General features: G+C 31.2%; 8 protein-coding genes and 2 pseudogenes. All 10 read right to left on the bottom strand.

Annotated features, from left to right (window positions below; all coding sequences use genetic code 11):
• Positions 1-430 (bottom strand): annotated as a pseudogene (locus OC698_RS02435) (replicative DNA helicase); the annotation flags it as partial.
• Between the two features lie 6 nt (positions 431-436).
• On the bottom strand, positions 437-1,060 hold the full coding sequence (locus OC698_RS02440) for a hypothetical protein (RefSeq protein WP_304513128.1): 624 nt from the start codon (positions 1,058-1,060) through the stop codon (positions 437-439).
• On the bottom strand, positions 1,061-1,231 hold the full coding sequence (locus OC698_RS02445; RefSeq protein WP_304513129.1) for a hypothetical protein: 171 nt from the start codon (positions 1,229-1,231) through the stop codon (positions 1,061-1,063). It abuts the gene before it with no gap.
• Positions 1,231-1,842, bottom strand: a complete 612-nt coding sequence (gene tmk, locus OC698_RS02450) for a dTMP kinase (RefSeq protein WP_304513130.1) — start codon at positions 1,840-1,842, stop codon at positions 1,231-1,233. Before tmk ends, OC698_RS02445 begins: the two co-directional genes overlap by 1 nt.
• A 400-nt stretch (positions 1,843-2,242) precedes the next feature.
• Positions 2,243-2,884 (bottom strand): YqaJ viral recombinase family nuclease, encoded by a 642-nt coding sequence (locus OC698_RS02455; protein ID WP_304513135.1) that lies wholly within the window; start codon positions 2,882-2,884, stop codon positions 2,243-2,245.
• Positions 2,885-3,444: 560 nt separating this feature from the next.
• Complete coding sequence (locus OC698_RS02460) at positions 3,445-4,176, bottom strand: effector (RefSeq protein ID WP_304513131.1); 732 nt, start codon at positions 4,174-4,176, stop codon at positions 3,445-3,447.
• Positions 4,177-4,242: 66 nt separating this feature from the next.
• Positions 4,243-5,223, bottom strand: coding sequence for a coiled-coil domain-containing protein (locus OC698_RS02465; protein ID WP_304513132.1), 981 nt, complete (start codon positions 5,221-5,223; stop codon positions 4,243-4,245).
• 127 nt (positions 5,224-5,350) lie between these two features.
• Positions 5,351-6,205 (bottom strand): hypothetical protein, encoded by an 855-nt coding sequence (locus tag OC698_RS02470; protein WP_304513133.1) that lies wholly within the window; start codon positions 6,203-6,205, stop codon positions 5,351-5,353.
• A gap of 31 nt (positions 6,206-6,236) precedes the next feature.
• Positions 6,237-6,551, bottom strand: a complete 315-nt coding sequence (locus OC698_RS02475; protein WP_304513134.1) for a hypothetical protein — start codon at positions 6,549-6,551, stop codon at positions 6,237-6,239.
• Positions 6,552-6,606: 55 nt separating this feature from the next.
• Positions 6,607-7,084, bottom strand: a pseudogene (locus OC698_RS02480) (hypothetical protein); the annotation flags it as partial.

A 7,084-nucleotide genomic window follows, 5' to 3' on the forward strand; every position in this document is an offset into this window, starting at 1 on the left:
AGTAGAGATGGCGATGATAAGGATCGGGATGGTCAAAAGTAGGTTTAATTATTTTTAAGAGTTGTTGGAAGAGTTTTTCTTGGGTATAAGTATGTTTTAAGTTAGTTAAGCAATCTAAGTTATTTTCAACCTGGTCTGGCTCACTTAAAAAAGCTAAGGAGGTTTGGGTAAAGGTTTCTTGAGGAAAATGGGTTTGGAGATAAGTTAGTAATTGGGGAAGGAGCGCAGCGGAGGATGGGCTTTGATCCACGGGGGTGAGAGAGGTTTTTTCTAAAGTTAAATATTTTAAGGCTTGAAAGATTTGACGATGTTGAGGCTCGAAAAACCATTGCGGATCAATTAGGTCAAAATAAAACTCTAATTGTTCCCTTTTGTTTTGGTTTAGATAGGTGATAATTTGTTTTAGGGCTTTTTGTTCATTGGTTAACATGGCCACTTAACTCCTTTGGGCTTTTTTAATGATATTAATATCGGGAAAAGGAATAAATTGGTTTATCCTTAAAGTGTGTAAGAAGTGATTAGCGCGCGGAGAAAATAAGTCAATAACTTGATTAATCCCGAGGATTTTCCCTTGGTTAATTTTCTTGTTTAATCTTTGGGCTTCTACCGTATTATTAGTTAATAAATAAAATTCAAAACGCGTATCGAGTTTTTTGAGTTGTTGGGCTTCGACTACGGCTTGTTTATAACGGTCTCGTAAACAAGTTTTAAAATTAAACGCGATAATTCGTTTGGTTTTCGTAAATAACACTAAATCAAATTTAATATCAGGGATAAAGAATAAATAAGCTTGCGGATATAAATTGCTAATTCCTTGGTTTTGAAAATAGAATAAAATAAGATATTCATTGATTTTACCGCGAATTACTTTTTGACTTTGGGAGTTGTAGTGGTGATTCCTGAAATATTGATTTAAGAAATGATGATGTTGGATCATATATTCGTGAAAAGGATGGTGGAAAAGAGGAGGGTCAATAATCAATTTTGTGATTTGAACACATAAAGATTGCGGCTTAAAAACTTTAATCTGTTCAAAAGCTAAATTAGTTAATGTTTTCATTTATTTTTCCCCTTTCTCAATAAAAAAAGACCCTTTTAAGGTCTTTTTCGTCTTAATGTTTTTGGTTTTCCAAGTGACAGTGCCATCAGATTTAATCGTTTTAATTTTGCCGTTACTATAATAGATATATAAATTACCATTTTGACATTTTTTCTTAGTGATGATAGCCATTATTTGCTTGCTCCTAAATATTTCATAATTTTTTTGATATTTGCTGACACAGGATCACTTCCGTTTAAGATTAATTTCTTCATACCCCTAGTATAATGAGTAAGATAATGTTGGTATCCTTGGCGAACGGTTTGAAAATAAGTTAACGGTTTTTGTTCGATGAAATCACTTTGGTGGTGGGGTTGGCTTTGTTTTCTTTTTAAACCCCTGCTAGGATCAATATCTAAATAAATTAATAAATCAGGTTTGCTTAAGATAGTTTCATGATTCAGCTTAAAGATCTTTTTTAACGATAAAAGTTGTTGCTTTTCCTCGGAAAAAGGAAATAATTGGTAAGCATAAGTAGAAGGTAACCAACGATCGCAGATAATTAATTGGTGGTTGTTAAATAATTCCGCTTGGATTTGGGTCATATTAGCCAAACTTAAATAAAAACGGGTCAGATAATCTACTTGGGGAAAATTTAAAAATAAATCGCGTATTTCCTTACCAATCGTGCTACTGCCTAATCCTTGATAAACTTGAGGACAAGGAGTTAATTGCTGATAAAGCGCTTGAATCAGCGTTGTTTTCCCACTCCCATCTAAGCCTTCAAAAACAATTAATTTCATTATAGTTTCTCCTTTAAAGTCAATTTTAGGCATAAAAAAAGACCTTCAAATTGAAGGTCTCAAAGGATTAATTATTTGATTTTGATGAATTTATCCATTATTAAATGATCTCCTCATTTTTGGTATTTATCTTGTTTTTTTCTTCTTGAGTTTGGTTATCTTCGAAATAATCTATTTTTTAGCTTTTTAATTTCTTTATCTTTGGAATTGACCTCATTTTCTAACTTTTTAATTTGGTTTAACAATTCAAACAGCAAACCAATCATTGTAAAAAATGAATAAAGTAACACACTCATAAATATAAGAATAAAAATTTCGTACATATTATTTAAACTCCTTTTTTAGGATTAATGGCTATAAAAAAAGACCTTCTTGATGAAGGTCTCAAAGTATTAATTAATTATTTGATTTTACTTAATTGTTTTAAATAAGTGGTTTGAGCTAATTCTTGTTTGGCTTCGTTTAAAAGGGCTAAGTATTTTTCACTATCTTGAATCATTTTCGTGATAAAGGTGTGTTCTTGATAAACACGGACCAAATGATAGTTTTGATCGTTAAAATAAACTAAAAAGTAAGCGAATTTTGCTTGAGAACAAAAAAGTTGGCATTGGACTTGGGCCCAGTAATATTTAGGGATATTTTCTAACTGGGGATTATTTAAAAAACTAGTCCAAGTGCTAGAAACTGCTTGGTTTTCATTTACAAAAGGACATTTAATTTCTAAAACAGCTTGATGTTGTTCGTTGTAACCATCTAAAGAAGCGGAAAAAAGGCGAACTTGATCATCAACAAAGATAGCATCTTCAAAAGGTAAATTAGTTTTTTGGCTGAAAAATGCTCTGGCGATCGGTTCCATTTTTTGCCCATGGAGAGTGTATTGGTTAGCGGTAAAAGGGGCGCCAAAGAGTTTATCATGGACTAATTGTTCTCGCGAACGAAAAGGATCTAATCCTGTTATCGAAGCGATTTCGGAAGCGTTAATATATTTTTGACGATGTTGGTACCATAATTTGGTCCGTTGATTTAAATTTTTAATGCGCATCATAATTATTCTTTCTTAAAAATTTTTTTCAATAATAATAACAGATATTTTCCTAAATAATAAAAGAAACACAAAAGGTGATAAAAAACTTTAAGGATAAAATCAATTAAAGATAATAAATGGGGAAGAAATAATAAAATAATTGTGAATAAACCTAAATTTAACCATTGATTTTGGTAAGTTAAGAAATAATGACTGATAGCATTAAGACCATTATTTAATTTTGTTAACCAGGGATTAAAAAGATGCCACATGATGATTTGATTGCTTGGTGGTTAAATATTGGTAAAACTGGGCCATGATTCCTTTTGAGAGATGGCGGATACTTAATTTAACGGTAAAAAGATAGAACTTAATACCATAATAAATAGTGGTTAGCGGAAATAATAACAATAAGGTAATGATAAATAAAAGGAGATTATTTGGTAAAATTGGTAAGATTTTATTAATGAACATCGGTTTTTATTTCCTTTCCGAGGGTTTGTGTTGTTAAATAAAAAAGACCCTGAAAAGGGTCTTGGAACAAAATAAATTTTTATGATAATAATTAATTGGTTTAATTACCAATCATTATTAGTTCTTGAAAGGTATTTGGCTTCTTCGACTTTATCATAATTATGTTTATCTTGATAAAGGGATAAAGTTTTACGGACAGGATTGAAGTGGAGATGGAAATTGGTTGATTCAAAGCTAGAGTCGGAAACACGAGCACGTCCAAGATAATAGTCTTTGTCAGTTTCTATTAAGTATTTTGGGCCTTTATATTTTAAGATTAAACAGTTACCGTATGAGTCTTGGTGAAATTGTTTTTCAAAATTAATATTCGAATATAAATGACTACCATGTTCCATATCAAACCGAGAAAATTTAAAACCATTAATTGAGGTTTCTTTATAATCAAGTCCGCGGTTATTCCAACGGTCGAAAGGGTAACCTTCTTTTATGTAGTTAGCAAGGTTAGCAGGTTCTTTTTGGATTTTGAGGCGTTCTTGAGCCGTTAAAATATTATTAAAACTGCCTTTTTTGTCTTGAACTTGTTGTTGATAATAACCAATACCATTAAGGCCATCAAAGATATATTTAGCTTTAATTATGGTACATTTTTTATCATCATCATACCATTCTTCTACATTTTCAAATTTAGTTTCTTTAATACTAGGGATTTCTGTTTTGGTTTCGGGTAATTTGATAATGTTTATTTCGGTTAAAACCAAAAAACCGATCAATAAACATAATAATAATCCTAATATGATTAAACCCCATTTAATGAATTTTTTAATAATAATAAACATGATTATTTCCTTTCGGGTAATCGATAACATATCAACATTCTAACATATTTTCTTTTTTAATTTTCATTAAAACCATTTTGAGAACCAAGAAGTTACTTTATCGACTTTTTCTTTTGCACCTTTAACTCTTTGTCTTACATCTTCTTGAAAACGGTTTTTTAAAGGTTGAATAGCGTTACTATAGGTTTTTTCTTGATTATTGATTATTTTTTCAAGTTCATCAATTTCTTTTTTATTTCCGATTAATTTATTTGTCTCGTCTTCTAATTCTACTTTAGTGGCTTCATGGGCTTTTTGTTCCTCTTTAATTTGTTCTTTAAGTTTATTGATTTCATGACGGAGTTCAGCGTTTTCTTCGATATATTTGCCAGAGGCGTTTTCTAAAGCTTTAATAGTGCCTTCGAGCGCTTGAATATGTAGGCCTTGTTGGACCCATTTGTCAATTTGTTGTTCTAATTCCGCGCTTAAACGGTTAATTTCTTCGGCTTGTTCGGTGATGATTTGGTTTAATTGGGCAATTTCTTGTTCTTGTTGATGGATAGTGGCTTGATATGCTTGTTCTTTTTGCTGAAAATTAGTTGTTAATTGATTGATTTCGTTTTGAAGGGTTTGTTTGGCTTGTTCCGATAAAGCTTGATTGGTGATTAATTCTTGATTTTTCGTTTCAATTAAAGCTTTTTGTTCTTGGAGTTGGTTTTGGAGTTGTTCAGTCATTTGGTTTTGGGCGTTGATTTGTTGGATTAATTGATTAATTTGGGTTTCTTTTTCGGTGTTAAGAGTTTTTTCTTGGTGAAGGTCAGTTTCTAATTGATTAATCTTTTGTTCTTGGGTCAAGATTTCGTTTTCTTTCGCACGGATTTGGTTAGTTTGATGATTAATTTCTTGTTGGAGGGTTTCTTTTTCTTGTTTGGATAGTTTTTGGTTGTTTTCTAATTCAGCTTGTTTTTGGGTTAAATCGTGTTCTAAATTGGCTTTTTGAATTTCCAAAGTTAAACTATTAATTTTTTCTTGTTGGAGTTGAATTTCTAATAAGTTTTTGGCTTTCATCGTTTCTTCAGGAGTTAATTGCATTTGGGTAATTTCTTTGAATTCCTCGCCAAGGAGTGGTGTTTGTGGGAGTTGTTCTTGGGGAAGAAAGGTAGGTTCAGTTGTTGGTTTATCAACTGAACCCTGATCAGGGATTGTTCAAGTTACCAGTTTCCCTTTCTTCTTGATTTGTTGGTTCTTGAGTTTTTTCTGCTGGAGTTATTGTTTCTTTCACTTCATCATGATTAGTTATCGTTGTTTCTCCATCTTTCATATTAGTTGGTAAGTTAAGGGTTAGAGGATTTTTTATTTGTTGGGTTAATGGTTGAGGGGGATGAGGGATTTTGGTTTCTTCACGATAAAATTGATAAAGTTCGTAAGTAGTTGCCACTAAAGAAACTAGTCCTAAAACTTTACTACCAATTTTGAGAATTTTACCACTAAGGGAAGTCGCTCGCTTTTGTATAATCGTTTTCATTCCTTGTTTAATAGGGGGTTTTTTTCCTTTTTTTAACCAATTACCCATTTTTCCGATGCCTAAACAAATCCCAATAACACTTAAAGTAGTAGTAAGATAACAACTTAATTTTGCTTTAGGCGAAAGAGGATCTTTTTCGTTTCCTGTTATTTTATTACAAACATTTTCAATAACTTGACGAATAGGTTGCGTAGTTTTATCGTAGAATGATTTAGTTTTAATGGCCACATCGCCTGTAAAAGCATTGATTTGGTGGTAAAAATTAGGAAAGAATTTAAAAAGGGTCCAATAAATACCTCCCCCAATTAAGAAGAAGGGGATACTCCAAATCAAGATCTTAGAAAAATTTTTTATGATGTTAAATAACCAGTTTTCTTTGTTAGTTTGAGTTTCGATAATGATTTTAGGAGTTGGAGTTTTTCTTTTGATAATTATTTTAGTAGAGTTATTGTTTTTAGTGTTTTTATTTGTTTTCTTATTATTTTGAGATTGCTTCTTTTTAGTTACAATTATTTTTTTGGCCATATATGATATTACTCGCTTTCTTGATTTTTATTTAGTGATTGGTTAAATCGATTATTTCATTAATAATAGTTAAAAGATCAATTCCCCAATGGGTAATTTGAAGGATTGAATTCATGCTTTTTTTAATTTTGTGGGAAATATTTTGGGCTAAATTCTTTTGGGAGTTTTTTTCTGGTTCGAGGTTTTTGGCTAAAATTAATTTGTTTTCAGCATATTTACAGGCATTACAACGTTTTAATTGAGGCCGAGGTAAAGCGTAAAGGCTGTGAGGCATTAAAAACCCATAACCGATTAAAATAATCAAACTGAAATTAAAGCTTTTTTGATTGATTGATTTTATTTTCATAATTTTTACCTCCTTTAACATAAAAAAAGACTCTACATAAGAGTCTTAAATTAGTTTAATTAGTTTGTGAAAGATATTCGGCTTCTTTGGCTTTATCATGATTATGTTTATCTTGGTAAAGGGATAAAGTTTTACGAACAGGATTGAAGTGGAGATGGAAATCAGTTGATTCAAAGCTAGAGTCGGAAACACGAGCACGTCCAAGATAATAGTCTTTGTCGGCTTCTATTAAGTATTTCGGGCCTTTATATTTTAAGATTAAACAGTTACCGTATGAGTCTTCGTGGAATTGTTTTTCTAAACGAATATATGCATCCAATTGACTGTCAATTCCTTTATTAAACCAAGAATGTTTAAAATCATTAATTGAGGTTTCTTTATAATCAAGTCCGCGGTCATTCCAGTAGTCAAAAGGGTAACCTTCTTTAATGTAGTTGGCAAGGTTAGTAGGTTCTTTTTGGAGTTCCCGACGATTTTCCACCAGTTTTAATTCTTTTCTTAAACTTTCTTCATGAGCTTGAAGCGACTTTAAA

This window comes from Candidatus Phytoplasma gossypii (genome assembly GCF_030586975.1).
GTDB classification, from domain to species: domain Bacteria; phylum Bacillota_I; class Bacilli_A; order Acholeplasmatales; family Acholeplasmataceae; genus Phytoplasma; species Phytoplasma citri.

Coding starts and splice junctions, on each gene's coding strand:
- OC698_RS02455 (WP_304513135.1), bottom strand. CDS start 2,884: ATGCGCATTAAAAATTTAAATCAACGGACCAAATTATGGTACCAACAT.
- OC698_RS02460 (WP_304513131.1), bottom strand. CDS start 4,176: ATGTTTATTATTATTAAAAAATTCATTAAATGGGGTTTAATCATATTA.
- OC698_RS02465 (WP_304513132.1), bottom strand. CDS start 5,223: ATGAAAGCCAAAAACTTATTAGAAATTCAACTCCAACAAGAAAAAATT.
- OC698_RS02440 (WP_304513128.1), bottom strand. CDS start 1,060: ATGAAAACATTAACTAATTTAGCTTTTGAACAGATTAAAGTTTTTAAG.
- OC698_RS02475 (WP_304513134.1), bottom strand. CDS start 6,551: ATGAAAATAAAATCAATCAATCAAAAAAGCTTTAATTTCAGTTTGATT.
- OC698_RS02470 (WP_304513133.1), bottom strand. CDS start 6,205: ATGGCCAAAAAAATAATTGTAACTAAAAAGAAGCAATCTCAAAATAAT.
- tmk (WP_304513130.1), bottom strand. CDS start 1,842: ATGAAATTAATTGTTTTTGAAGGCTTAGATGGGAGTGGGAAAACAACG.
- OC698_RS02445 (WP_304513129.1), bottom strand. CDS start 1,231: ATGGCTATCATCACTAAGAAAAAATGTCAAAATGGTAATTTATATATC.